This is a genomic window from Delftia sp. HK171, assembly GCF_001886655.1.
GTDB classification, from domain to species: domain Bacteria; phylum Pseudomonadota; class Gammaproteobacteria; order Burkholderiales; family Burkholderiaceae_C; genus Comamonas; species Comamonas acidovorans.
Genome location: NZ_CP018101.1, coordinates 5,413,051 through 5,435,785 on the forward strand (window position 1 = coordinate 5,413,051; position 22,735 = coordinate 5,435,785).

Here is a 22,735-nt window from a genome sequence, read left to right on the forward strand (position 1 = left end):
ATGATGCCCCTGCCCCGCCGCCATCTGCTGGGCCTGGCTGCAGGCCTGGGCCTGGGGGCGGCAGGACTGCCCGCCCAGGCACTGCCGCCACGCACGCTGGTCTTCCCGCGCGACCATAGCAGCCACCCCGGGCTGCGCACCGAGTGGTGGTACATCACCGGCCAGGCACGCGCGGCGGGCCGGGCTTGGGGTTTCCAGATCACCTTCTTTCGGTCGCGCGTGCAGGCCACGCAGGAGCTGCGCTCCGCCTTTGCGGCGCGCCAGCTGCTGTTTGCCCATGCGGCGCTGTGCGATGTGCAGGGCGCCCGCCTGCACCACGACCAGCGCATCGCGCGCGCAGGTTTTGGCATTGCCCAGGCCAGCGAGACCGATGCCGACGTGCGGCTGCAGGACTGGTCGCTGCAGCGCACCGATGAAGGCACCGGTAACGGCGAGGCCGAACGCTACACCACCAGCATACGCAGCACCGCATTCGCACTGGACCTGCGCTTCGAAACCCGCGAGCACCCGCTGCTGCAGGGCCGCGCCGGCCTCTCGCGCAAGGGGCCGGAGCCCGAACAGGCCAGCTACTACTACAGCCGCCCGCAGCTGCAGGTGAGCGGCACGCTGGAGCTGGCAGGCCAGCGCATGGCGATAGAAGCCGCACGCGAACCCGGTGACAACCGCGCCTGGCTGGACCATGAATGGAGCCAGGCCTTGATGCACCCCGAGGCCGTGGGCTGGGACTGGATAGGCATGAACCTGTTCGACGGCGGCGCGCTCACTGCCTTCAGAGTGCGCCGCAGCGATGGCAGCGCGCTGTGGGCCGGAGGCTCGCTGCGCGGCGCCGATGGCAAGGTACAGGTCTTCGCCCACGATGCCGTTCGGTTCACACCGCTGCGCCACTGGAGCAGCCCCGCCAGCGGCGCGCGCTACCCCGTGCAATGGCAGGTGGAAACGCCCGCTGGCCGCTTCACCGTGAACGCCCTGGTCGATGACCAGGAGCTGGACAGCAGCGCCTCCACCGGCGCCATCTACTGGGAGGGCCTGTGCAGCCTCCAAAAGCCCACCGGCCCGGGCCAGGAGGCGCGAGCCGGTCAGGGATACCTGGAGATGACGGGCTACGCCCGGCCGCTGCAGCTATGAAAACCTCTTCAAACTGCAGTGGCTGAATGGGAATCTTGCCAATTTTTGCCAAGCGACCCACACTGGCGCCATGAGCACCATGAACATTTCCCTGCCTGACGCCCTCAAGTCCTTCGTGGATGAGCAGGTCAGCCAGCGTGGCTACGGCACAAGCAGCGAGTATGTCCGCGAGCTGATCCGCAGGGATCAGGAGCGCCAGCAACTGCGCAACCTGCTGTTGGCTGGAGCGGGTTCGGCGCCGGCTGCCGCGGTGGATGCGGGCTATTTCGATGGACTGCGTGAGCGGGCAAAGGCCAGGAGGTGAAGGCCAAGGCCATCGTCCCCCGCGAGCAGGCCACCCGGGACGTCGAAGAGATACTTGCCTGGTACCTGGACGAGGAGGCAGCACATGCAGCCCTGGGCTTCATCGACGCGCTGGAGAAGGCCTACGCACACATAGGCCGCCACCCCTCCACAGGCTCGCTGCGCTATGCCCATGAACTCCATCTGCCCGGTCTGCGCGCCTGGCCGCTGACGCGCTACCCGTACATGGTGTTCTATGTGGAGCACGCCCATCACGTCGATGTATGGCGTGTGCTGCACGGCCAGCGGGACATACCGGCATGGATGCAGGAACCCGACAACGGATAAGGGCAGGCCACCAGGATCAGATGCGGTCCTGGTGGCCTGCCCTTCCCGCCGCTCGGTGCGGTCTTCAGGCTCTCAAGGAGTACGCTTTTTCTGCAGCCAGGCGATCAGCTCGCCCATGATGCCCTTGCGGAACAGCAGCACGCAGACCACGAAGATCAGGCCGGTGACGATGGTCACCGACTCGCCCAGCGTGGAGAACCACTCCACGCCCGTGAGGCGCTGCAGGAAGCTGCCGAACTCGCCGATCTTGTTCTCCAGCATGACCACCACGGCCGAGCCCAGGATGGGGCCGGACAGCGTGCCCAGGCCGCCCATCAGCGTCATCAGGATCACGTGGCCGGAGGTGGTCCAGTGCACATCCGACAGCGTGGCAAAGCCCAGCACCACGGTCTTGAGCGAACCGGCCAGGCCCGTGAGCGCGGCCGAGATCACGAAGGCCAGCAGCTTGAAGCGCGCCACGTCATAGCCCAGCGAGGTTGCGCGCGGCTCGTTCTCCTTGATGGCCTTGAGCACCTGGCCGAAGGGCGAGTGGATGGTGCGCACGATCAGCAGGAAGGCCAGGACCACGATGACCAGCGTGACGTAGTACATGGTCAGGTCGCTGGTCAGGTCGATGAGGCCGAACAGCTTGCCGCGCGGTACGCCCTGCAGTCCGTCCTCGCCGCCCGTGAAGGGCGCCTGCAGGCACACGAAGAACAGCATCTGGGCCAGCGCCAGCGTGATCATCGAGAAATAAATGCCCTGGCGGCGGATGGCCAGCCAGCCGAAGATCAGCCCCAGCAGCGCGCCCCCGGCCGTGCCGGCCAGCATGGCCAGCTCGGGCGTGAAGCCCCAGCCCTTGATGGCGTAGCCCGTCACATAGGCCGCACCACCCAGGAAGGCCGCGTGGCCGAAGGACAGCAGGCCCGTGTAGCCCAGCAGCAGGTTGAAGGCCGAGGCGAACAGTGCGAAGCACATGAGCTTCATCACGAACACCGGGTAGGCACCCAGCATGGGCGCCGCCAGCAGGCCCAGCAGCAGCAGGCCATAGCCCCAGGGGGCGATGCGTTGAACGAGAGTCTTGGATTTCATGTGGTCGGCCCCTTGTCCTCGTTCTTGTTATTTCTCTTTGCCGAACAGGCCGGCGGGGCGGATGAGCAAAACGATGACCATGATGAAGAACACCACGGTGGACGAAGCCTCGGGCCAGAAGACCTTGGTCAGGCCCTCGATCACGCCCAGGCCCAGGCCGGTGAGGATGGAGCCCATGATGGAGCCCATGCCCCCGATCACCACCACGGCGAAGACCACGATGATGAGGTTCTGCCCCATCAGCGGCGTGACCTGGTAGACGGGCGCCGCCAGCACGCCAGCAAACGCCGCCAGCGCCGCGCCGAAGGCATAGGTCAGCGTGATCATCACGGGCACGTTGACGCCGAAGGCCTCGACCAGGCGCGGGTTCTCGGTGCCGGCCCGCAGGTAGGCGCCGATGCGCGTCTTCTCGATCATGAACCAGGTGGCCACGCAGACCACGATGGAGGCCAGCACCACCCAGGCGCGGTAGTTGGGCAGGATCATGAAGCCCAGGTTGGTCGCGCCTTCCAGCAGCTCGGGCGTGTCGTAGCCCAGGCCCGAGACGCCGTAGACCGAGCGGAACAGGCCCTCGATCAGCAGCGACAGGCCCAGGGTCAGCAACAGCCCGTAGAGGTGGTCGAGCTTGTAGATCCAGCGCAATAAAAAGCGCTCGATCAGCACGCCCAGCAGGCCCACCAGCAACGGCGACAGCACCAGCATCACCCAGTAGTTGATGTTGAAGTAGCTCATGGCCATCCAGGTGACCATGGCGCCCAGCATGAACAACGCGCCGTGGGCGAAGTTGATCACGTTGAGCAGGCCGAAGATCACCGCCAGCCCCAGGCTGAGGATGGCGTAGAACGAGCCGTTGACCAGCCCCAGAAGGAGCTGGCTCATCAGGCCTGGCAGGGAAACACCAAAGATTTCCATGGGATGCAGCTGTCGTGGTTGGCCGGGTGGCGGTTGGGGGTCAGTGGCGGCGCAGCGTTACTTCCACAGCGCGCACTTGGTCTCGGCCTTGGTGGTCCAGACCTGGTCGGCAGGCAGCGTGGCCACGACCTTCAGGTAGTCCCAGGGCTTCTTGGACTCGGCGGGCTTCTTGACCTCGACCAGGTACATGTCGTGGGCGAAGGTGCCATCGGGACGGATCGAGCCCTTGCCGTAGAAGTCGTCGATGGGCGTGCTCTTGAGGTAGGCCATGACCTTGTCGGCATCCGTGGACTTCACGGCCTGCACGGCCTTGAGGTAGCTGGTCACGGCCGAGTAGTCGGCAGCCTGGATGGAGGTGGGCATGCGCTTGGTCTTGGCGAAGAAGCGCTCGCCGAACTTGCGCGTGGCATCGTTCTGGTCCCAGTACCAGCTGGTGGTGAACTGCATGCCTTCGGTGTTCTTCAGGCCCAGGCTGTGGATGTCGGTCAGGAACACCAGCAGGCCCACGGTCTTCATGCTCTTGTTGATGCCGAATTCCTTGGCGGCCTTGATGGCGTTGATGGTGTCGCCACCGGCGTTGGCCAGGCCCAGGATCTGGGCCTTGGAGGCCTGCGCCTGCAGCAGGAAGGACGAGAAGTCCGAGGCATTGAGCGGGTGCTTGACGCCGCCCACCACCTTGCCGCCCTTGGCCTTGATCACGGCCGTGGTGTCGTTCTCCAGCGCGTGGCCGAAGGCGTAGTCGGCCGTCAGGAAGAACCAGTCCTTGCCGCCGCGCTCGACCACGGCCGTACCCGTGCCCTTGGCCAGGGCCACGGTGTCATAGGCGTAGTGAACGGTGTAGGCGTTGCACTGCTCGTTGGTCAGTGCCGAGGAACCCGCACCGCTGTTGAAGTGCACGCGCTTTTTCTCATTGGCCACCTGCGACACCGCCAGGGCCGTGCCGGAGTTGGTGCCGCTGAACACCAGCGAGATACCTTGCGTGTCCACCCACTCGCGCACCTTGGAGGCGGCGATGTCGGCCTTGTTCTGGTGGTCGGCGCTCAGCAGCTCGATGGGCTGGCCCAGCACCTTGCCGCCGAAGTCATCGATGGCCATCTGCATGGCGGTGACGGCGTTCTTGCCTTCCACGTCCGCATACAGGCTGGACATGTCGGTCACGAAGCCGATCTTCACCTTCTCCTGTGCCATGGCAAGCGGGCTGGCCAGGCCGGCCGCAGCCAGCATGCACGACAGTGCGGTCAGTTTTGCTTTCATTGGTGTCTCCTTCGCGTTGATGTCTTGGGTTTTTGTCACAGGGCCATGGCAGGAATGCAGCCGGCGAGCCCCAGGCGCCGGCCACGATGGATATCCGGGTCAGACTCCGAGCAGCTCGTTGAGCACGGGCATCTTGGCCTGCAGTTCGGACGCGCCGAAACGCTCGACCACATGGCCGTGCTCGACCACGTAGAAGCGGTCGGCCAGCGGCGCCGCGAAGTGGAAGTTCTGCTCCACCATGACCACGGTGTAGCCCTTGGTGCGCAGCATGGTGATCATGCGGGCCAGCGCCTGCACAATGACGGGTGCCAGGCCTTCCGAGATTTCGTCGAGCAGCAGCAGCCGCGCGCCCGTGCGCAGGATGCGCGCCACCGCCAGCATCTGCTGCTCGCCACCCGACAGGCGCGTGCCCTGGCTGTGGCGGCGCTCGGCCAGGTTGGGGAACATGGCGTAGATCTCATCCACGCTCATGCCCGGCTGGCCGGTCTTGAGCGGCGGCGGCAGCATCAGGTTCTCTTCGCACGAGAGGCTGGAGAAGATGCCGCGCTCTTCAGGGCAGTAGCCCACGCCCAGGTGGGCAATGCGGTGCGTGGGCAGGTGGATGGCCTCCACGCCGTTGATCCGGATGGAGCCCTTGCGCGCGCCCGTCAGACCCATGATGGCGCGCAGCGTGGACGTGCGGCCCGCGCCGTTGCGCCCCAGCAGCGTGACCACCTCGCCGGGCTGGACCACCAGGTCCATGCCGTGCAGCACATGGGATTCGCCATACCAGGCCTGCAGGCCCTTGATTTCCAATGCCGGTGCAGTCATCTCAATGCGCTCCCTGCAACTGGCCGTCGGTGGTGCCCATATACGCTTCCATCACTTGCGGGTTGCGCGAAACTTCCTCGTACGGCCCCTCGGCCAGCACGGCGCCGCGCTGCAGCACCGTGATGCGGTCGGCAATGGTGGAGATCACCTTCATGTTGTGCTCCACCATGAGAATGGTGCGGCCGGCCGAGACCTTCTTGATCAGCTGGGTCACGCGGTCCACGTCTTCGTGGCCCATGCCCTGCGTGGGTTCGTCCAGCAGCATCAGCTCAGGCTCCATGGCCAGCGTGGTGGCAATCTCCAGCGCGCGCTTGCGGCCATAGGGCAGGTTGACCGTGACCTCGTCGGCCAGATCCTGCAGGCCCACTTCGGCCAGCAACTGCATGGCGCGGTCATCGAGCTGCGACAGGCTCTTCTCGCTGCGCCAGAAATGGAACTCCGTGCCCAGCTTGCGCTGCAGGCCGATGCGCACGTTCTCCAGCAGCGTGCAATGCGGGAACACGGCCGAGATCTGGAAGGACCGGATCACGCCACGGCGCGCAATCTGCGCCGGTGCTTCCCGCGTGATGTCCTCGCCATTGAAACGGATGGTGCCGGAGGTGGGCTCCAGGAACTTGGTCAGCAGATTGAAGCAGGTGGTCTTGCCTGCGCCATTGGGGCCGATCAAGGCATGGATGGAGCCACGGCGCACCGAAAGGTCCACCTTGCTCACCGCCGTAAATCCCTTGAACTCTTTGGTCAGGTTCCGGGTTTCGAGAATAACGTCGCTCATGTGCGCTTCGCCTGCTCCGTTGATGCTGCCAGCCCCCAACGCGTCGCCAGAGGCTCTGGCGGGCGTTGTGCAGGGTCGGACGCATCGTAGGCTTGCCGACGTTGTGCACCGCAGCGGGAAAACGCCTACGTAGGTGCTCCTAAGCACAGGCCCTGCCCCGCACTGCAGCATGGCGCATCAAGCCTGGCCTTCGCAAACGAAAGAAGCAACCACTCACACTTGAAATAATCAAGCACAGACGGGGCTGTAAGGTGCCGCGGTGGCAGGCAGGGCCTAGGGTTCTCCAGCATCTCGGCCCGGCGCGGCCCACACGGAAGGCCAGAGCGCTTCCAAAGCGATAGCAAACTACCCTTTTTGCGACTTACAGGGCAGCGGCCAATGTCCGCTGCCTTACGGGAAACACCCAGGTCGGCAATCTCCCTGTGGCCTGCTCAGTCACTATGCGAAAAGCCGCGGATATGCTTGAGTTTGTCGCCTCTTCAATTGAAGGACGACAAAGTCAGCTTTAGCGCTACTCAATCAATAGCAACAAGCAAAGGCCTGGCCTGGAGATTGCCAATCCATTGCAATGGGCGCAATTGTCGTCGCCAAGACAGCACGTGCCAGTCGCCACTTACTGCAGCGTTTCCTTGCTGCCTTCGGGCAAGGCCAATGGAAGGACGGCAATGCCTTCATCCAGCAATTGCATGGCCTGCTCGGGGCTGGCCTTGCCGCGGATGGCGCGCTCGTCCGTCTCGCCGTAGTGCATGCGGCGGGCTTCATCGACAAAGCGCTCGCCCACGTCCTCGGTCTGCTGCGCCACCTGGCGCGACCATTTCAGCCAGGCGGCCTGCATGGCCTGCAGCTGCTCGCGCGCCTGGGGCGGCATGGACGGTGAGGGAACGGCTGCCGCACTGGCAGCCGAGGCGGCTGCAGCAGGCTCAGCCGCCGCAGTCGGGGGCGTGGCTGAGGGCTTGGCGCCAAGATTGATGCGGGGGGCGCTCAGTCGCTTGGTGATGTCGCTGTGGCCGCAGACGGGGCACAGCACCAGCTGGCGCTGCAGCTGGCCCTGGAAATCATCTTCCGAGGCGAACCAGCCCTCGAACAGATGGCCGTGCGGGCAATGCAGGTCGAGCACTTTCATCACGCACCCCCACCCATGAGACAACCGGCACCGCAGCCTCAGCCGCGGCGGTGAATCAGGAAACGATAGACGAAACCGGGGAAGGCCAGCGTCAGGAACAACGCTCCCGTGACGGCATAGAACTCCCAGCCCTGGGGCGCGATCTGCCCCACACGGCGCTCCAGCAGCAGCGCCACGCCGCCGACGATGAAGTACAGCAGCACCATCTCCAGCAGGCACATGGCCAGCGGCTTGCGCTGGGCGCGCAGCGGCCCCAGCTGAAGCCAGCGGGCGTTGAAGAAAGGCAAATTGGCTGCCACAAGGGCAGCCAATATCACGAGCCAGATCGAAGCGGTTTGCGACAAGCCGATGTCCTCACCGCGGAGCCCTGCATGCAGGGCCCCGCATCGGGAAAGTGGATCATGAAGCCAGGGCGCGCACGACGGCGTCGGCGCACAGGGCCATCAGGCCACCCGGCAGAAGGCCCAGCCCCAGCACCAGGGCGCCGTTGAGGGTCAGCACCACGCGCACGTCCAGCGAAGCGGAAACGCTGGTGGCGGTGATGGGTTCGTCAAAGTACATGACCTTGACGACGCGCAGGTAGTAGAAGGCGCCGATCAGCGACATGACCACGGCAAACACGGCCAGCGCGATGTACAGGCTGTGGCCCGATGCCACGAGCGCCTGCAGCACCGACAGCTTGGCGTAGAAGCCCACCAGGGGGGGGATACCGGCCATGGAGAACAGGCAGATCGCCATCACGCCGGCATACAGCGGGCTGCGCTGGTTGAGGCCGGCAAAGTCGGCGACCTCTTCGCTCTCGAAACCTTCGCGGGCCAGCAGCTGGATCACGCCGAAGGCGGCCAGCGTGGTCAGCACGTAGGTCACCACGTAGAACATGGCCGAGCTGTAGGCGTTCTCGATGGTGGCCGGATCGACCTTGCCATCCACCACACCCGACATCAGGCCCAGCAGCACGAAGCCCATCTGCGAGATGGTCGAGTAGGCCAGCATGCGCTTGAGGTTGGTCTGCTGCAGGCCGGCCAGGTTGCCGACCAGCAGCGAGGCGATGGCAAGCACCGCCAGCATCTGCTGCCAGTCGATGGCCAGCGGCAGCAGGCCATCCACCAGCAGGCGGATGACGATCGCGAAGGCGGCCAGCTTGGGCGCGCCACCGATCATGGTGGTGATGGCCGTGGGAGCGCCCTGGTAGACGTCGGGAACCCACATGTGGAAGGGAACCACGCCCAGCTTGAAGGCCAGGCCGGAGACCACGAAGACCAGGCCGAACACCAGCACCTGGTGCTTGATCTCGCCCGAGTTGATGGCCTTGAAGACCTGGCCGATGTCCAGCGAGCCAGTCGCTCCGTAGAGCATGGACATGCCGTACAGCAGGAAGCCGCTGGCCATGGCGCCGAGCACGAAGTACTTCATCGCGGCCTCGACCGACGCCGTGTGGTCGCGGCGCAGGGCCACCAGGGCGTAGCTGGACAGCGTCAGCAGCTCCAGGCCCAGGTAGATGACCAGGAAGTTGTTGCCCGAGATCATGATGAACATGCCCAGCAGCGCGAGCATGGCCAGCGTGAACAGCTCGCCGCCGCGCAGCATGTCGCGGTCGGCGGCGTAGGGGCGGCCGTAGACCAGGGTGACCATCATGGCCACGGTGGCGAAGCACTTGAGCCAGTTGCCCATGGCGTCGGAGACCACCATGTTGCCCCAGCCATAGAACGTGTTGCCACTGGAGGCGTACATGCCTTGCAGCACGGCCACCACGCCCAGGGTCAGCAGCGTCAGAACATAGGTGCCCGTGCGGCGCGGGCTTTTGACGCCCAGGTCCACCAGGGCGATCACGCAGGCCATGACCAGGAGAAGGATCTCCGGATAGATGGCCAGCCAGCTGATGTTGTCAATCATCTCGATTCTCTCGTTTCAGTCTGGTCACTGCAGCTTGCTCATGGCCACATGCTTGAGCAGCTCGGCCACGGACACATCCATCACGTCAGTGAAGGGCTTGGGATACAGACCCATGTACAGCACGGCGATGGCCAGCAGACCCAGCACCAGGAACTCGCGGTTGCCGATGTCGGTCAGGCCGCGCACATTGTCGTTGGTGACCGGACCCAGGTAGACGCGCTTGTACATCCACAGGGTGTAGGCGGCGCCGAAGATCAGCGCCGTGGCAGCGCCCAGGCCGATCCAGAAGTTGTACTGGACGGCACCCAGGATCACCATCCACTCGCCCACGAAGCCGGCCGTTGCGGGCAGGCCGCAGTTGGCCATGGCGAACAGCAGTGCGAAGGCCGCGAACTTGGGCATGGTGTTGACCACGCCGCCGTAGGAGGCGATTTCACGCGAGTGCACGCGGTCATAGAGCACGCCGATGCACAGGAACATGGCGCCCGACACGAAGCCGTGGGCAATCATCTGCACGATGCCGCCGGCAACGCCCAGCGGGTTGAAGATGAAGAAGCCCAGGGTCACGAAGCCCATGTGGGCCACGGACGAGTAGGCCACCAGCTTCTTCATGTCCTTTTGCACCAGGGCGACCACACCCACGTAGATCACGGCGACCAGCGACAGCGCGATGACCAGCCAGGCCCACTTGTGCGATGCATCAGGGGCGATGGGCATGGAAAAGCGCAGGAAACCGTAGGCACCGAGCTTCAGCATGATGGCTGCCAGCACGGCGGAGCCGCCGGTGGGCGCTTCCACGTGCACGTCGGGCAGCCAGGTGTGCACCGGCCACATCGGCACCTTCACGGCGAAGGCCGCGAAGAAGGCGAAGAAGATCAGCGTCTGGGCCGTCATGGACAGCGGCAGCTTGTGCCAGTCGAGGATCTCGAAGCTGCCACCGGACTGGGTGTACAGATAGATGATCGCGATCAGGGTCAGCAGCGAACCCATCAGCGTGTACAGGAAGAACTTGAAGGCCGCATAGATGCGGTTGGGTCCGCCCCAGATACCGATGATCAGGTACATCGGGATCAGCGTGGCTTCGAAGAACACGTAGAACAGCAGGCCGTCCAGTGCGCTGAACACGCCGACCATCAGGCCGGACAGGATCAGGAACGCGCCCATGTACTGGTTCACGCGCTCGGTGATGTTTTCCCACGACGCGATCACGACGATCACGGTGATGAAGGCCGTCAGCGGCACGAACCAGAACGAGATGCCATCCACGCCCAGGTGGTAGTAGATGTTGAAGCGCTCGATCCACAGCGCCTTCTCCACGAACTGCATCGCAGCCGTGCTGTTGTCGAACTGCTGGATCAGCGGCAGCGTGACCGCCAGGCCGGCCAGGGCGCCGACCAGGGCCAGCCAGCGCACTGCCTTGACCTGATCCTCGCGGCCCAGGGCCAGCAGGAGGGCGCCGAATGCGATCGGCACCCAGATTGAAAGACTCAACCAATGCATTTTTGTTCTTCCTCTACTACTTGTTGAGCCACACGAAATACGTCATGAGAGCGAACACGCCCAGCAGCATGACCAACGCGTAGTGATAGAGATAGCCCGACTGCAGCTTGCGCACCCACTGGCCGATGCGGCCGATGAGCTTCCACGAACCGTTGACGATGGCGCCATCGATGATGGCCTGGTCGCCGACCTTCCAGAAGAAGCTGCCGAAGGCGCGAGCACCACGGGCGAAGATGTTTTCGTAGACCCAGTCCACGCCGTACTTGCCTTCCAGTGCCTGGTAGACACCGATCTTCTGCATGGCCGACTTGATGGCCGCAGGGACTTCGGGCTTGACCATGTAGAACAGGTAGGAGACGACGACGCCTGCCAGTGCCAGCCAGAACGGCGCGGCCGTGAAGCCGTGCAGTGCCATGGGCACCCAGCCGTGGATCTTCTCGGCCAGTTCGGCCATGGCGCCGTGCTTTGCGCCATCGACGTGGATCACGCCCTTGAAGAAGTCACCGAACAGCATGGGCATCAGCGCGATGGCACCGATCACCACCGAGGGGATGGCCAGCAGCATCAGCGGGCCGGTCACGACCAGGGGCGACTCGTGCGGCTTGGCATCGTGGCCATGGCCGTGGTGGTCATCGTGACCGTGGTGGTCATCGTGGTGCGCGTCCGGGTTCTGGTCGTAGCGCTCCTTGCCGTGGAAGACGATGAAGTACAGGCGGAAGGAGTAGAAGGCCGTGATGAACACGCCGGCCAGCACCGCGAAGTTCGCGAAGCCAGCGCCCGGCAGGTTCGTGGCGTGCACGGCTTCGATGATGGCGTCCTTCGAGTAGAAGCCCGAGAAGAACGGCGTACCGATCAGCGCCAGGTTGCCCAGCAGGAAGGTGATCCAGGTGATGGGCATGTACTTGCGCACGCCACCCATCCAGCGGATGTCCTGGTTGTGGTGCATGCCCATGATCACCGAGCCGGCGCCAAGGAACAGCAGGGCCTTGAAGAAGGCGTGGGTCATCAGGTGGAACACGGCCACCGAGTAGGCGGAGGCACCCAGGGCCACGGTCATGTAGCCCAGCTGCGACAGCGTGGAGTACGCGATCACGCGCTTGATGTCGTTCTGGATGATGCCCAGCACGCCCATGAACAGCGCCGTGATGGAGCCGATCACCAGGATGAAGCTCAGTGCCGTGTCCGACAGCTCGTACAGCGGCGACATGCGCGAGACCATGAAGATGCCGGCCGTCACCATGGTGGCGGCGTGGATCAGTGCCGAGATGGGGGTCGGGCCTTCCATCGAATCGGGCAGCCAGGCGTGCAGCGGGAACTGTGCCGACTTGCCCATGGCGCCGATGAACAGGCAGATGGCCGTCACCGTCACCAGCAGCCAGCCAGTGCCCGGCAGCAGGGTGTTCTGGATCTCGGGCAGCTTGGCGAAGATTTCGCCGTAGTTCATGGTGCCGGTGTAGGCAGCGATCAGGCCGATGCCCAGGATGAAGCCGAAGTCACCCACACGGTTGACCAGGAAGGCCTTCATGTTGGCGAAGATGGCCGTGGGCTTGTTGTAGTAGAAGCCGATCAGCAGGTAGGACACCAGGCCCACGGCTTCCCAGCCGAAGAACAGCTGCAGCAGGTTGTTGCTCATGACGAGCATCAACATGGAGAAGGTGAACAGCGAGATGTAGGAGAAGAAACGGTTGTAGCCGTCATCTTCCTGCATGTAGCCGATGGTGTAGATGTGCACCATCAGCGACACAAAGGTCACCACGCACATCATCATGGCCGTGATGCTGTCGATCAGGAAACCGACCTCCATCTTCAGGCCGCCGATTTCCATCCAGGTATAGATGGACTGGTCGAAACGCGCGCCGTCGAAGATCACGCTGTTGAACGTGATGGCCGACAGGATGAAGGCGATCAGCACGCCCGCGATGGTGAGGGTATGGCTGCCGCCGCGACCGATCTTGTTGCCGCCGAAGGCCGTGCCCCAGATGCCCGCGAGCACGGAGCCCGCCAGCGGTGCCAGCGGCACCGCCAGGAGCATGGATGCAGAGAGTGTTTGACTCATTCTTAAGAACCTTGCAAGTTACGGCGGACTCAACCCTTGAGGGAGTTGAGATCTTCCGCATTGATGCTGGTCTTGTTGCGGAACAGAAGCACCAGGATCGCCAGACCGATGGCCGACTCGGCGGCTGCCACTGTCAGGATGAAGAACACGAACACCTGGCCGTGCATGTCACCCAGATAGCTGGAGAACGCCACGAAGTTGGTGTTGACGGCCAGGAGCATCAGCTCGATGGCCATCAGCAGCACGATCAGGTTCTTGCGGTTCAGAAAAATGCCAACGACGGAGAGCGCGAACAGCATGGCGCCCAGCGTCAAATAATGGCCCAAAGTCAACGTCATGCTTTTGTCTCCACGGCGGGGGTTGCCTCGGCGGCCGGTGCCTGCGGCGCCTGGGTGACCGGCACCTTGACCAGCTCGAGGCGATCCTTTGCGCGCACGCGGATCTGCTGGGCCGGGTTCACTGCCTTGCTGTCCTTGCGCTTGCGCAGGGTCAGGGCGATGGCGGCAATCATGGCCACCAGCAGGATCACGGCAGCGATCTCGACGGGGTACAGGTATTCGGTGTACAGCAGCTTGCCCAGGGCCTGGGTGTTGGAGTACTGCACGGTCTGGCCGGCAGCGTTGACCGTGGCCGCAATGGCCTTGGGCTCCTCGACGCCGCTGAAGCCGCCCATCAGCACCATGCCCATTTCAAAGGCAATCAGTGCGCCGATCAGGGCAGCGAAGGGGAAATGCTTCCAGAACCCCTGGCGCACGGCGTCGATGCGGATGTCCAGCATCATCACCACGAACAGGAACAGCACCATCACGGCGCCCAGGTAGACCAGCACCAGGGTCACGCCCAGGAACTCGGCCTTGAGCAGAAGCCAGATGCCGGCAGCCTGCGAGAAGGCCAGGATCAGGTTGAGCACGGCATGCACGGGGTTGCGTGCCGTGACGACCCGGAAGGCTGCAAACAGCAGCACGACCGAGAACAGATAGAAGAAACCAGTTTTGGCGTCCATGGATCGAATCTTTTCAAGTGATCAAGGAGCCGCTTCAGCGGTACTTGGCGTCCGCAGCCTTGGCGGCGGCAATCTCGGGTTCGTAGCGATCGCCAACGGCCAGCAGCATGTCCTTGGTGAAGTACAGGTCGCCGCGCTTTTCTCCGTGGTATTCGAAGATATGCGTCTCGACGATCGAGTCCACCGGGCAGCTTTCCTCGCAGAAGCCGCAGAAGATGCACTTGGTCAGGTCGATGTCGTAGCGCGTGGTGCGGCGCGAGCCGTCGTCACGCACATCGGACTCGATGGTGATGGCCATGGCCGGGCACACCGCCTCGCACAGCTTGCAGGCAATGCAGCGCTCTTCGCCGTTGTCATAACGGCGCAGGGCGTGCAGTCCGCGAAAACGCGGCGACAGGGGTGTCTTTTCCTCGGGGAACTGCACCGTGACCTTGCGGCGGAAGGTGTAGCGGCCAGTCAGGGCCATGCCCTTGGCCAGTTCCCAGAGCATGAAGCTCTTGAGGAAATCTTTGATCGAAAATGGGGTAGCAGCAACCGCAGACATTCTTGCTCCGCTCAGTTCCAGATGTTCCAAGGCGAGTGCATCCAGCCACCCACGACGACCAGCCACACCAGGGTGACGGGAATGAAGATCTTCCAGCCCAGACGCATGATCTGGTCATAGCGAAAGCGCGGGAAGGTGGCACGGATCCAGATGAACATGGACACGACCAGGAAAGTCTTCGCCGCCAGCCAGATCCATCCGGGGATGAACGACAGGAAGTCGAACGGAGGCAGCCAGCCGCCCAGGAACATCACCACGGCCAGAATGGACACCAGCCACATGCTGGCGTATTCGGCAAGGAAGAAGATGGCAAAGCCCATGCCCGAGTACTCGACCATGTGGCCGGCCACGATTTCGGCTTCGCCTTCGACCACGTCGAAGGGGTGGCGGTTGGTCTCGGCCACGGCCGAGATCAGGTAGACCACGAAGATCGGCAGCAGCGGCAGCCAGTTCCACGACAGGACGCTGACACCCATGCTGGCGAATTGGCCCTGGCCCTGGCTCAGCACGATCTGCGTCAGATTCATGCTGCCCGTGACCATGATCACCACCAGGAAGCAGAAGCCCAGCGCGATTTCATAGCTGACCATCTGTGCCGAGGCACGCAGCGCGCCCAGGAAGGCGTACTTGGAGTTGGAGGCCCAGCCCGCAATGATCACGCCATAGACTTCGATGGACGTGATGGCCATGATCAGCAGCAGGCCGGCATTGACGTTGGCCAGGGCCACGTCGGGACCGAAGGGGATCGCCACCCATGCCGCCAGGGCGGGCATGATGGCCATCACCGGGCCCACGTAGAACAGGCCCTTGGCAGCAGCCGTGGGCTGGATCAGTTCCTTGGTCAGCAGCTTCAGGCCGTCGGCCAGAGGCTGCAGCAGACCGAAGGGACCCACGCGGTTGGGACCCATGCGAACCTGCATGAAGCCCAGCAGCTTGCGTTCCCACAGCGTCAGGTAGGCCACGGCGCCCATCAGCGGGGCGACGATGGCAACGATGCCCAGCAGGATCCAGAGCACGGGCCAGGCCACGTCGGTCCACCAGGGTGCGGCGATCAGGCCGGCACCGGCCGTCTTGAGTGCGTCAATCATGCGGCGCCTCCCTCACGAGCCTGACGTGCATCTGCCGTCAGTTGCAGCGATGTCGCGCGGCGCACGATGCTGTCGAGCTGATAAATGCTGGCCACCACGGGCGCGGCATGGCCGGCACCGTTGGCGATGGAATTCACGGCAGGCGCACCGTTGCCCAGCAGGTTGGCCGGCACGCTGGTGGCAGCGGCCGTGGCGGCTGCGAGCACGTCCTGCGACGTCTCGTAGTCCACGCCCTGCACGCCCAGCAGGTTGGCCAGCACGCGCAGCACCTTCCATCCCGGACGGGCTTCGGCCAGCGGCTTGACCACGGCGTGGAAGCTCTGCAGGCGGCCTTCGGCATTGACGAAGCTGCCCGAGGTTTCCGTGAACGGGGCGATGGGCAGCAGCACGTCGCTGAATTCCATGTTGGCCTTGAAGGGGCTCAGGGTCACGACCATCTCGGCCTTGCCCAGTGCCTCTGCGGCGCGGGCGCCGGCAGCGGAGTCGAACACGGGTTCGTTGTTCAGCAGCAGCACGGCCTTGAGGCCGCCGGCCAGCATCTGGCCTGCGTTCAGACCCGAAGCGGCAGGCTGTGCACCCACCCACTGGGCGCCCACCGTGTTGGCGGCTTCGGTCAGGTAGCCGACCGAGGCGCCGGTCTGCTCGGCAATCCAGTTGGCCAGAGACAGCAGGGTCGATGCCTGTGCGTGGTGCGCAGCGGCATTGCCCAGCAAGATGGCCTTGCGCTCGCCGCGCAGCAGCGCGGCAGCGATGGCCTGGGCCTCGGCATGCACGTCGGCGGCGGCCACGGGAGCGGCAACGCCCTTTTCCTGCGCCACGGCGGCGGCCACATCGGCCAGCGCCTGGGCCCAGTCCGGGGCAGCCACGATGGACGCCGTCACCGGCATGGCCCAGTCGTAGACACGCTCATTGATGGCGAGCACGGCGCAGCCCTGCTTGGCAGCCTGGCGGATGCGCTGCGCGAACAGCGGATGGTCCTTGCGCAGGTTGGAGCCCAGCACAAGGACGCCTTGCAGCTTGGACAGCGACGCGATGGGCGTGCCCAGCCACTGCACGCCCTGGGCGGCGGTGAACTCGGCATTGCGCAGGCGGTAGTCGATGTTCTCGCTGCCCAGGCCACGCACCAGCTTGCCTGCCAGGTACAGCTCTTCCAGCGTGCTGTGCGGGCTGACCAGCGAACCGATGGCGGAGGCGCCATGGTCGTTCTTGATCTGGCGCAGGCCGTTGGCCACGTATTCGAGGGCGGTCTGCCAATCGACTTCCTTCCACTCGCCGCCTTGCTTGAGCATGGGGCGGGTCAGGCGTTCGTCGCTGTTCAGGGCTTCGTAGGAGAAGCGGTCGCGGTCGGCGATCCAGCACTCGTTGACCTCTTCGTTCTCGAAGGGCACGACGCGCAGAACCTTGTGGTTCTTGACCTGGACGATGAGGTTGGCACCCGTGGAATCATGGGGCGAAACCGACTTGCGGCGCGACAGCTCCCAGGTGCGGGCGCTGTAGCGGAAGGGCTTGCTGGTCAACGCGCCCACGGGGCAGATGTCGATCATGTTGCCCGACAGCTCGGAGTCCACCGTATCGCCCACCACCGTGGTGATCTCGGAGTGCTCGCCGCGGTTGATCATGCCCAGCTCCATCACGCCGGACACTTCCTGTCCGAAGCGCACGCAGCGGGTGCAGTGGATGCAGCGGCTCATCTCCTGCATGGAGATCAGCGGGCCCACGTCCTTGTGGAAGACCACGCGCTTTTCTTCCTCGTAGCGCGAGGCGGAGCTGCCGTAGCCCACGGCCAGATCCTGCAGCTGGCATTCGCCGCCCTGGTCGCAGATCGGGCAGTCCAGCGGGTGATTGATGAGCAGGAACTCCATCACCGATTGCTGTGCCTTGATCGCCTTCTCGCTCTTGGTGCGCACGATCATGCCCTGCGTCACGGGCGTGGCGCAGGCGGGCATGGGCTTGGGGGCTTTTTCCACATCCACCAGGCACATGCGGCAGTTGGCGGCGATGGAAAGTTTCTTGTGATAGCAGAAATGCGGGATGTAGGTGCCTGCCTTCTCGGCTGCATGCATGACCATGCAGCCTTCGGCGACCTCCACCTTTTTTCCGTCCAGTTCAATTTCAACCATATGCTTTTCTCGCGATCAGGCGGCGTGGACCGTCTGCTTGGAAGCGTTCTGGATCTTCGCTTCAAACTCGTGGCGGAAGTGCTTGATCATGGCGCGCACAGGCATCGCTGCCGCATCGCCCAGCGCACAGATCGTGCGCCCCATGATGTTCACGGACACCGAGTCCAACAGCTCGATGTCTTCAGGACGGCCTTCGCCGTGCTCGATTCGGTTGACCACGCGCCACAGCCAGCCCGTGCCTTCGCGGCAGGGAGTGCACTGGCCGCAGGACTCGTGCTGGTAGAAGTAGGACAGGCGCAGCAGGCTTTCGACCATGTCGCGCGAGTCGTCCATCACGATCACGGCGCCCGAGCCCAGCATGGAGCCGGCCTTGGCGATGGAATCGTAGTCCATCGTGCATTCCATGATGATGTCAGCCGGCAGCACGGGCGAGGACGATCCACCGGGGATCACCGCCTTGAGCTTGCGGCCCGTGCGCACGCCACCTGCCAGCTCCAGCAGCTTGCTGAAGGGCGTGCCCAGCGGCACTTCGTAGTTGCCGGGCAGGTTCACGTCGCCGCTGACCGAGAAGATCTTGGTGCCGCCGTTGTTGGGCTTGCCGCACTCCAGGTACGCAGCGCCGCCGTTGCGGATGATCCAGGGAACGGCCGCAAAGGTTTCGGTGTTGTTGATGGTGGTGGGCTTGCCGTACAGGCCGAAGCTGGCCGGGAACGGCGGCTTGAAGCGCGGCTGGCCCTTCTTGCCTTCCAGCGACTCCAGCAGCGCCGTCTCTTCGCCGCAGATGTAGGCGCCGAAGCCATGGTGCGCGTGCAGCTGGAAGCTGAAGCTGCTGCCCATGATGTTGTCACCCAGGTAGCCGGCGGCGCGGGCTTCCTCCAGCGCGGCCTCGAAGCGCTCATAGGCTTCGAAGATTTCGCCGTGGATGTAGTTGTAGCCCAGGGAGATGCCCATCGCGTAGGCGGCGATGATCATGCCCTCGATCACGATGTGCGGGTTGTGCACCAGGATGTCGCGGTCCTTGCAGGTGCCAGGCTCGCCTTCGTCCGAGTTGCAGACCAGGTGCTTCTGGCCCGGGAACTGGCGGGGCATGAAGCTCCACTTCAGGCCCGTGGGGAAACCTGCGCCGCCGCGGCCGCGCAGGCCCGATTCCTTGACGGTGGCGATCACCTGATCCTGGGTCAGGCCTTCGCTGCCATCCTTGCCCAGGATCTTGCGCAGCGCCTGATAGCCGCCGCGTGCCTCGTAGTCCTTGATGGACCAGTTGGCGCCGGTCAGGTCGGCGTAGATCTGTGGATTGATGTGGCGGTCGTGAAAGCAGGTTTCGCTGCCCGAAGAGGCAAACTTGGCCAGGACCGATTGTGCGGCGGCGTTCATGCCTTGCCCTCCGCGGCGCGCAGGCCGTCGATCAATTCGTCGAGCTTTTCGTTGCTCATGAAGCTGCACATGCAGCGGTCGTTCACCAGCATCACCGGCGAATCCGCGCAGGCGCCCAGGCACTCGGACTGCTGCAGCGTGAACATGCCGTCAGGCGTGGTCTCGCCCATCTTGATGCCCAGGCGGGATTCCAGATGATGCAGCGCCTTGTAGCCGTCGCGCAGCTGGCAAGGCAGGTTGGTGCAGACGTTCAGCTTGTACGTGCCCGTGGGGCGCTGGTTGTACATGTTGTAGAACGTGGTGACTTCATGCACCGCGATCTCGGCCATGCCCAGGAACTCGGCAATCACGGCCTCGCTCTCGGCGCTGACCCAGCCCTGCTCCTGCTGCACGATGGACAGGCAGGCCATCACGGCAGACTGCTTCTGGTCGGCCGGGTACTTGGCCACCTCGCGCGCAAAGCGCTCCTTGGTCGCTTCGGTAATCATCGGTCAACGTCTCCAAACACGATGTCCAGGGTACTCAGCACCATCACGGCGTCGGCCAGCATGTGGCCTCGGCACATTTCGTCCATGGCGGACAGATTGGCGAATCCCGGCGGACGGATCTTCAGGCGGTAGGGCTTGTTGGCCCCATCGCTCACGATGTAGATGCCGAACTCCCCCTTGGGGTGTTCGATGGCCGCGTAAGCCTCGCCTTCGGGCACGCGGAAACCTTCGGTGAAGAGCTTGAAGTGGTGGATCAGCTCTTCCATGTTGGACTTCATGCCTTCGCGCGGCGGCGGGGCAATCTTGTGGTTGTCCACGATCACCGGGCCCGGGTTGGCACGCAGCCAGTCCACGCACTGCTTGATGATGCGGTTGGACTGGCGCATTTCGGCCACGCGCACCAGGTAGCGGTCGTAGCAGTCGCCGGTCTTGCCCACGGGCACGTCGAAGTCCATGCGGTCATAGACCTCATAGGGCTGCGACTTGCGCATGTCCCAGGCCACGCCGGAGGCACGCAGCATGGGGCCGGTCAGGCCCAGGTTCATGGCACGCTCGGCCGTCACCACGCCGATGTCCACGTTGCGCTGCTTCCAGATGCGGTTGTCGGTCAGCAGGGTCTCGTACTCGTCGGCGCACTTGGGGAAGCGCTGCGTGAAGTCGTCGATGAAGTCCAGCAACGAGCCGTGGCGGTTGCGGTTCATGATCTCGACCGAGCGCGCATTGCGCACCTTGCTGGCCTTGTACTGCGGCATGGTGTCGGGCAGGTCGCGGTAGACGCCGCCCGGACGGAAATAGGCCGCGTGCATGCGCGCGCCCGAAACCGCCTCGTACATGTCCATGAGGTCTTCGCGCTCACGGAAGGTGTAGATCAGCGTCGTGGAGCTGCCCGCATCGTTGCCGCTGGAGCCCAGCCACATCAGGTGATTCATGATGCGGGTGATCTCCGAATACATCACGCGGATGTACTGGGCGCGGATGGGCACCTCGATGCCCAGCAGCTTCTCGATGGCCAGGCAGTAGGCGTGCTCGTTGCACATCATGGACACGTAGTCCAGCCGGTCCATATAGGGCAGCGACTGGATGTAGGTCTTGCTCTCTGCCAGTTTTTCTGTGGCACGGTGCAGCAGACCGATGTGCGGGTCTGCGCGCTGCACCACTTCACCGTCGAGCTCCAGCACCAGGCGCAGCACGCCGTGCGCTGCCGGGTGCTGCGGACCAAAGTTCAGGGAATAGTTCTTGATTTCAGCCATGGTCGTCCATCAAAAAGGCGCCTGGAGCGCCTTCAGTGCAGGCCCCCGTAGTTGTCTTCGCGGATGATCCGCGGCGTGATCTCGCGGGGCTCGATGGTGACCGGCTGGTACACCACGCGCTGTTGCTCGGGGTCATAGCGCATTTCCACATGGCCCGACAGCGGGAAGTCCTTGCGGAAGGGATGGCCGATGAAGCCGTAGTCGGTCAGGATGCGACGCAGGTCGTCATGGCCGTCGAAGACGATGCCGAACAGGTCGAACGCTTCGCGCTCGAACCAGTTCGCACCCGCCCAAACGGAAGTGACGGAAGCCACCACCGGGAAATCGTCGTCGGTGCAAAAGACACGAACGCGCAGGCGCTGGTTCAGGCTGATCGACAGCAGGTGGGATACCACGGCAAAGCGCGGGCCTTCACGCCCGACTTCTGCATAGGTGGAGTAGTCCACGCCGCACAGGTCCACCAGGACCTCGAACCGGCAATCCGGGGCGGTGTGCAGAACCTGCATGGCCTCCAGATACTGGGCGGCGGACACTTCGACCGTCACCTCGCCCAGGGCCACGGTCACGCTGCGCGCCTTGTCGCCCAAGGCAGCAGCCACCACATCCCGAAGCACTTCGGGGTGAATCGCAATAGCAGTCATCATCTAGCCCTTAGACGCGAGCGATGGTATGGGTGCGGCGGATCTTCTGCTGCAGCTGGATGATGCCGTAGATCAGGGCTTCCGCCGTGGGGGGGCAGCCAGGCACATAGACATCGACCGGCACGATGCGGTCACAGCCGCGCACCACGGAATAGCTGTAGTGGTAGTAGCCGCCGCCGTTGGCGCACGAGCCCATGGAGATGACCCAGCGGGGCTCGGACATCTGGTCATAGACCTTGCGCATGGCGGGCGCCATCTTGTTGCACAGGGTGCCGGCCACAATCATCAGGTCCGACTGCCGCGGGCTGGCACGGAAGACTTCCGAGCCAAAGCGACCGATGTCGTAACGCGCCGCCGCAGCGTGCATCATCTCCACCGCGCAGCAGGCCAGACCAAATGTCATGGGCCACAGCGAGCCCGTCTTGGCCCAGTTCACCACAGAGTCGTAACTCGTGGTGATGAAGCCTTCTTTCATCACGCCTTCGATCATCGTGTTTCCTTAGTGAACCCGCTTCAGTCCCAGTCCAACGCACCCTTCTTCCATTCGTAGACAAAGCCCACGACGAGAACGGTCAGGAAAATAAGGACAGCGGCGAAACCAGCCCCACCCACGTCCCGAAGCGCAACGGCCCAGGGCAGCAGAAAGGCGATTTCCAAATCAAACAGGATGAACAGGATGGCGACGAGGTAGTAGCGCACATCGAACTTCATGCGTGCGTCTTCGAAGGCCTCGAAGCCACATTCATAGGGGGAGTTCTTGGCGGCATCGGGTCGGTTCGGACCCAGCACATACCCCAGTACCAGGGGGACCACGCCGACACCCATGCCGACGAGAATGAACAAAAGAACGGGAAGATACTGGTCGATGTTCATCGTGTGCGGCTACCTTGAAAGGCATGCCCGCACCGATCAGCCTGATCAGCAGGGCAGGCTCTTAGTTATATCTTGGTGCCGTCGGCGAGACTCGAACTCGCACAGCTTTCGCCACTACCCCCTCAAGATAGCGTGTCTACCAATTTCACCACGACGGCAAGTCTTGATTTCGGCTGGCTCTTTATCTCCGTTGCAAAGATTCCGCCTA

General features: G+C 63.8%; 24 protein-coding genes and 1 tRNA gene. 3 read left to right on the plus strand and 22 right to left on the minus strand.

The genetic code is table 11. The features are described 5' to 3' along the window. From BO996_RS24145 to BO996_RS24155, 3 genes are all read left to right on the plus strand, one after another. A complete protein-coding gene (locus BO996_RS24145) occupies positions 1 to 1,125 on the plus strand; it encodes a lipocalin-like domain-containing protein (protein ID WP_071956598.1) in 1,125 nt (374 codons plus the stop codon). 70 nt (positions 1,126 to 1,195) lie between these two features. Further along, positions 1,196 to 1,429 carry a type II toxin-antitoxin system ParD family antitoxin gene (locus BO996_RS24150; protein ID WP_071956599.1) on the plus strand — a complete coding sequence of 78 codons (234 nt, stop codon included), beginning with the start codon at positions 1,196 to 1,198 and terminating at the stop codon, positions 1,427 to 1,429. Further along, positions 1,426 to 1,755, plus strand: coding sequence for a type II toxin-antitoxin system RelE/ParE family toxin (locus BO996_RS24155; protein ID WP_071956600.1), 330 nt, complete (start codon positions 1,426 to 1,428; stop codon positions 1,753 to 1,755). Before BO996_RS24150 ends, BO996_RS24155 begins: the two co-directional genes overlap by 4 nt. 72 nt (positions 1,756 to 1,827) lie before the next feature. On the opposite strand, the gene BO996_RS24160 is transcribed toward BO996_RS24155, so the two are convergent. The 22 genes from BO996_RS24160 to BO996_RS24265 form a co-directional block, all read right to left on the minus strand. Next, complete coding sequence (locus tag BO996_RS24160) at positions 1,828 to 2,826, minus strand: branched-chain amino acid ABC transporter permease (RefSeq protein WP_012206959.1); 999 nt, start codon at positions 2,824 to 2,826, stop codon at positions 1,828 to 1,830. Between the two features lie 27 nt (positions 2,827 to 2,853). Continuing rightward, complete coding sequence (locus BO996_RS24165; protein ID WP_012206960.1) at positions 2,854 to 3,738, minus strand: branched-chain amino acid ABC transporter permease; 885 nt, start codon at positions 3,736 to 3,738, stop codon at positions 2,854 to 2,856. Positions 3,739 to 3,795: 57 nt separating this feature from the next. Continuing rightward, positions 3,796 to 4,992, minus strand: a complete 1,197-nt coding sequence (locus tag BO996_RS24170; RefSeq protein ID WP_012206961.1) for an ABC transporter substrate-binding protein — start codon at positions 4,990 to 4,992, stop codon at positions 3,796 to 3,798. A gap of 99 nt (positions 4,993 to 5,091) precedes the next feature. Beyond that, positions 5,092 to 5,802: an ABC transporter ATP-binding protein gene (locus BO996_RS24175; protein ID WP_012206962.1), complete on the minus strand. Its 711-nt coding sequence runs from the start codon at positions 5,800 to 5,802 to the stop codon at positions 5,092 to 5,094. A 1-nt stretch (position 5,803) separates the two neighbouring features. Beyond that, on the minus strand, positions 5,804 to 6,574 hold the full coding sequence (locus BO996_RS24180; RefSeq protein WP_012206963.1) for an ABC transporter ATP-binding protein: 771 nt from the start codon (positions 6,572 to 6,574) through the stop codon (positions 5,804 to 5,806). Between the two features lie 613 nt (positions 6,575 to 7,187). Beyond that, on the minus strand, positions 7,188 to 7,697 hold the full coding sequence (locus BO996_RS24185; protein ID WP_071956601.1) for a DUF1178 family protein: 510 nt from the start codon (positions 7,695 to 7,697) through the stop codon (positions 7,188 to 7,190). A 38-nt stretch (positions 7,698 to 7,735) separates the two neighbouring features. Next, a complete protein-coding gene (locus tag BO996_RS24190; RefSeq protein ID WP_012206965.1) occupies positions 7,736 to 8,041 on the minus strand; it encodes a DUF2818 family protein in 306 nt (101 codons plus the stop codon). Positions 8,042 to 8,096: 55 nt separating this feature from the next. Next, on the minus strand, positions 8,097 to 9,590 hold the full coding sequence (gene nuoN / locus BO996_RS24195) for an NADH-quinone oxidoreductase subunit NuoN (protein ID WP_012206966.1): 1,494 nt from the start codon (positions 9,588 to 9,590) through the stop codon (positions 8,097 to 8,099). Positions 9,591 to 9,614: 24 nt separating this feature from the next. Beyond that, a complete protein-coding gene (locus BO996_RS24200; RefSeq protein ID WP_012206967.1) occupies positions 9,615 to 11,090 on the minus strand; it encodes an NADH-quinone oxidoreductase subunit M in 1,476 nt (491 codons plus the stop codon). 16 nt (positions 11,091 to 11,106) lie between these two features. Then, positions 11,107 to 13,122 carry an NADH-quinone oxidoreductase subunit L gene (gene nuoL, locus BO996_RS24205; protein WP_043782670.1) on the minus strand — a complete coding sequence of 672 codons (2,016 nt, stop codon included), beginning with the start codon at positions 13,120 to 13,122 and terminating at the stop codon, positions 11,107 to 11,109. A 53-nt stretch (positions 13,123 to 13,175) separates the two neighbouring features. Continuing rightward, positions 13,176 to 13,484 (minus strand): NADH-quinone oxidoreductase subunit NuoK, encoded by a 309-nt coding sequence (gene nuoK, locus BO996_RS24210; protein WP_012206969.1) that lies wholly within the window; start codon positions 13,482 to 13,484, stop codon positions 13,176 to 13,178. Further along, the gene (locus BO996_RS24215; protein ID WP_012206970.1) at positions 13,481 to 14,149 is read right to left on the minus strand and encodes an NADH-quinone oxidoreductase subunit J; all 669 of its coding nucleotides are present in this window, start codon (positions 14,147 to 14,149) and stop codon (positions 13,481 to 13,483) included. The genes nuoK and BO996_RS24215 overlap by 4 nt, the downstream gene beginning before the upstream one ends. Positions 14,150 to 14,183: 34 nt before the next feature. Further along, positions 14,184 to 14,693, minus strand: coding sequence for an NADH-quinone oxidoreductase subunit NuoI (nuoI, locus tag BO996_RS24220; protein ID WP_012206971.1), 510 nt, complete (start codon positions 14,691 to 14,693; stop codon positions 14,184 to 14,186). Between the two features lie 11 nt (positions 14,694 to 14,704). After that, positions 14,705 to 15,781: an NADH-quinone oxidoreductase subunit NuoH gene (gene nuoH, locus BO996_RS24225; RefSeq protein WP_013801064.1), complete on the minus strand. Its 1,077-nt coding sequence runs from the start codon at positions 15,779 to 15,781 to the stop codon at positions 14,705 to 14,707. Continuing rightward, complete coding sequence (gene nuoG / locus BO996_RS24230) at positions 15,778 to 17,901, minus strand: NADH-quinone oxidoreductase subunit NuoG (RefSeq protein ID WP_013801063.1); 2,124 nt, start codon at positions 17,899 to 17,901, stop codon at positions 15,778 to 15,780. The genes nuoH and nuoG overlap by 4 nt, the downstream gene beginning before the upstream one ends. 15 nt (positions 17,902 to 17,916) lie before the next feature. Next, positions 17,917 to 19,275 (minus strand): NADH-quinone oxidoreductase subunit NuoF, encoded by a 1,359-nt coding sequence (gene nuoF / locus BO996_RS24235; RefSeq protein WP_034396578.1) that lies wholly within the window; start codon positions 19,273 to 19,275, stop codon positions 17,917 to 17,919. Beyond that, positions 19,272 to 19,763, minus strand: a complete 492-nt coding sequence (gene nuoE, locus BO996_RS24240; RefSeq protein WP_012206975.1) for an NADH-quinone oxidoreductase subunit NuoE — start codon at positions 19,761 to 19,763, stop codon at positions 19,272 to 19,274. The genes nuoF and nuoE overlap by 4 nt, the downstream gene beginning before the upstream one ends. After that, a complete protein-coding gene (locus BO996_RS24245) occupies positions 19,760 to 21,013 on the minus strand; it encodes an NADH-quinone oxidoreductase subunit D (RefSeq protein ID WP_013801061.1) in 1,254 nt (417 codons plus the stop codon). Before BO996_RS24245 ends, nuoE begins: the two co-directional genes overlap by 4 nt. A 32-nt stretch (positions 21,014 to 21,045) precedes the next feature. Then, positions 21,046 to 21,654, minus strand: coding sequence for an NADH-quinone oxidoreductase subunit C (locus tag BO996_RS24250; protein ID WP_043783660.1), 609 nt, complete (start codon positions 21,652 to 21,654; stop codon positions 21,046 to 21,048). Positions 21,655 to 21,664: 10 nt separating this feature from the next. Then, positions 21,665 to 22,144: a NuoB/complex I 20 kDa subunit family protein gene (locus BO996_RS24255; protein WP_012206978.1), complete on the minus strand. Its 480-nt coding sequence runs from the start codon at positions 22,142 to 22,144 to the stop codon at positions 21,665 to 21,667. A 23-nt stretch (positions 22,145 to 22,167) separates the two neighbouring features. Further along, positions 22,168 to 22,527 carry an NADH-quinone oxidoreductase subunit A gene (locus tag BO996_RS24260; RefSeq protein ID WP_012206979.1) on the minus strand — a complete coding sequence of 120 codons (360 nt, stop codon included), beginning with the start codon at positions 22,525 to 22,527 and terminating at the stop codon, positions 22,168 to 22,170. Between the two features lie 73 nt (positions 22,528 to 22,600). Next, positions 22,601 to 22,685, minus strand: a tRNA-Leu gene (locus BO996_RS24265). Between the last annotated feature and the right edge of the window lie 50 nt (positions 22,686 to 22,735).

Excerpts from the sequence above, each read along its gene's own strand:
- BO996_RS24145 (WP_071956598.1), top strand. The coding sequence starts at position 1 with ATGATGCCCCTGCCCCGCCGCCATCTGCTGGGCCTGGCTGCAGGCCTG.
- BO996_RS24150 (WP_071956599.1), top strand. The coding sequence starts at position 1,196 with ATGAGCACCATGAACATTTCCCTGCCTGACGCCCTCAAGTCCTTCGTG.
- BO996_RS24160 (WP_012206959.1), bottom strand. The coding sequence starts at position 2,826 with ATGAAATCCAAGACTCTCGTTCAACGCATCGCCCCCTGGGGCTATGGC.
- BO996_RS24165 (WP_012206960.1), bottom strand. The coding sequence starts at position 3,738 with ATGGAAATCTTTGGTGTTTCCCTGCCAGGCCTGATGAGCCAGCTCCTT.
- BO996_RS24170 (WP_012206961.1), bottom strand. The coding sequence starts at position 4,992 with ATGAAAGCAAAACTGACCGCACTGTCGTGCATGCTGGCTGCGGCCGGC.
- BO996_RS24175 (WP_012206962.1), bottom strand. The coding sequence starts at position 5,802 with ATGACTGCACCGGCATTGGAAATCAAGGGCCTGCAGGCCTGGTATGGC.
- BO996_RS24180 (WP_012206963.1), bottom strand. The coding sequence starts at position 6,574 with ATGAGCGACGTTATTCTCGAAACCCGGAACCTGACCAAAGAGTTCAAG.
- BO996_RS24185 (WP_071956601.1), bottom strand. The coding sequence starts at position 7,697 with ATGAAAGTGCTCGACCTGCATTGCCCGCACGGCCATCTGTTCGAGGGC.
- nuoN (WP_012206966.1), bottom strand. The coding sequence starts at position 9,590 with ATGATTGACAACATCAGCTGGCTGGCCATCTATCCGGAGATCCTTCTC.
- BO996_RS24200 (WP_012206967.1), bottom strand. The coding sequence starts at position 11,090 with ATGCATTGGTTGAGTCTTTCAATCTGGGTGCCGATCGCATTCGGCGCC.
- nuoL (WP_043782670.1), bottom strand. The coding sequence starts at position 13,122 with ATGCTCCTGGCGGTGCCGCTGGCACCGCTGGCGGGCTCCGTGCTCGCG.
- nuoK (WP_012206969.1), bottom strand. The coding sequence starts at position 13,484 with ATGACGTTGACTTTGGGCCATTATTTGACGCTGGGCGCCATGCTGTTC.
- BO996_RS24215 (WP_012206970.1), bottom strand. The coding sequence starts at position 14,149 with ATGGACGCCAAAACTGGTTTCTTCTATCTGTTCTCGGTCGTGCTGCTG.
- nuoI (WP_012206971.1), bottom strand. The coding sequence starts at position 14,693 with ATGTCTGCGGTTGCTGCTACCCCATTTTCGATCAAAGATTTCCTCAAG.
- nuoH (WP_013801064.1), bottom strand. The coding sequence starts at position 15,781 with ATGATTGACGCACTCAAGACGGCCGGTGCCGGCCTGATCGCCGCACCC.
- nuoG (WP_013801063.1), bottom strand. The coding sequence starts at position 17,901 with ATGGTTGAAATTGAACTGGACGGAAAAAAGGTGGAGGTCGCCGAAGGC.
- nuoF (WP_034396578.1), bottom strand. The coding sequence starts at position 19,275 with ATGAACGCCGCCGCACAATCGGTCCTGGCCAAGTTTGCCTCTTCGGGC.
- nuoE (WP_012206975.1), bottom strand. The coding sequence starts at position 19,763 with ATGATTACCGAAGCGACCAAGGAGCGCTTTGCGCGCGAGGTGGCCAAG.
- BO996_RS24245 (WP_013801061.1), bottom strand. The coding sequence starts at position 21,013 with ATGGCTGAAATCAAGAACTATTCCCTGAACTTTGGTCCGCAGCACCCG.
- BO996_RS24250 (WP_043783660.1), bottom strand. The coding sequence starts at position 21,654 with ATGACTGCTATTGCGATTCACCCCGAAGTGCTTCGGGATGTGGTGGCT.
- BO996_RS24255 (WP_012206978.1), bottom strand. The coding sequence starts at position 22,144 with ATGATCGAAGGCGTGATGAAAGAAGGCTTCATCACCACGAGTTACGAC.
- BO996_RS24260 (WP_012206979.1), bottom strand. The coding sequence starts at position 22,527 with ATGAACATCGACCAGTATCTTCCCGTTCTTTTGTTCATTCTCGTCGGC.